The organism is Microbacterium sp. ZW T5_45 (assembly GCF_044987415.1).
In the GTDB taxonomy this organism is placed as follows: domain Bacteria; phylum Actinomycetota; class Actinomycetes; order Actinomycetales; family Microbacteriaceae; genus Microbacterium.
Map to the genome: position 1 here is coordinate 1 of NZ_JBJDRJ010000083.1, position 1,163 is coordinate 1,163.

Annotated in this window: 2 protein-coding genes; both read left to right on the top strand. The window is 63.6% G+C overall.

What is annotated here, in order from left to right; genetic code table 11:
- Positions 1-48 precede the first annotated feature (48 nt).
- A complete protein-coding gene (locus ACI3KS_RS19590) occupies positions 49-372 on the top strand; it encodes a transposase (protein ID WP_404920212.1) in 324 nt (107 codons plus the stop codon).
- 14 nt (positions 373-386) lie between these two features.
- A partial coding sequence (locus ACI3KS_RS19595; RefSeq protein WP_404920213.1) for an IS3 family transposase occupies positions 387-1,163 on the top strand: 777 nt, incomplete at its 3' end.

Sequence of the window (1,163 nt, forward strand, 5' to 3'; positions counted from 1 at the left end):
TGAACCGCCCTGGGTTTCGTTCCGTTCCTTTATCGAGAGGATGGGAACATGCCCGCGAAGTATCCGGAAGCGTTCAAGGACCGTGCGGTCCGCATGGTGTTGGACAGGCTCGAGGCCGATGAGGACGGCCTGACCAGCTATCAGGTGATCAAACTCACTGCCCCGAAATTGAATGTCTCGGTCGAGGCGCTGCGCCGCTGGGTCGAACAAGCCCGTGTCGACACAGGGGCGAAGCCGGGTGTCACGAGTGATGCGCACTCGGAGATCCGCCGGCTCAAGCGTGAGAACGCGGAGTTGCGACGTGCGAACGAGATACTCAAGTCCGCGTCGGCGTTTTTCGCCGCGGAGCTCGACCGGCCCACGCCGAGATGATCGCGTATATCGACATGTATCGCGACCAGTTCGGGGTCGAGCTCATCTGTCGCACCCTGGGCGCGACAGAGGGTGGGTTCCTCACATCTCGCGGGTATCGGGCCGCGAAGACCCGTCCCGCCAGCGACCGCCACCTCCGCGACACCGCGCTGAGCCCTGTGATCAAGCGGATCCATGCGGAGAACTACGGTGTTTACGGGGCCCGGAAGATTTGGCGTGCGATACGCCGGGAAGGCTGGGGCATCGGACGCGATCAGGTTGCTCGCCTCATGCGCAAGACTGGTCTTGCCGGCGTGATTCGTGGTCGCACACCACGCACCACGATCCCCTCACGAGTCCCGGATGATCGCCCGGATCTCGTCGAGCGGCGTTTCGTCGCAGACAGGCCGAACCGGCTCTGGGTCGCCGATATCACCTACGTCCGCACCACGGCAGGATTCTGTTACACCGCGTTCGTCACCGACGTGTTCGATCGGAAGATCGTCGGCTGGGCGACCCGGTCGACGATGCGCACAGAAGATCTTCCGTTGGAAGCGCTCGAGCACGCCCTTGTGTCTGCGAAAGACCAGGCCATAGATGGGCTGGTCCACCACTCGGACCGCGGGAGCCAATACGGTTCCATCCGCTACTCCGAGCGGCTCGCTGAAGCCGGGATCACTGGCTCGGTCGGCACAGTCGGCGACAGCTATGACAACGCCCTCGCCGAGGCCGTGAACGGGCTCTACAAGGCCGAACTCATCCATGCCCGCCCAGCCTGGCCCTCCGTGACCGAGGTCGAGTTCCAGACGATG

Excerpts from the sequence above, each read along its gene's own strand:
- ACI3KS_RS19590 (WP_404920212.1), top strand. The coding sequence starts at position 49 with ATGCCCGCGAAGTATCCGGAAGCGTTCAAGGACCGTGCGGTCCGCATG.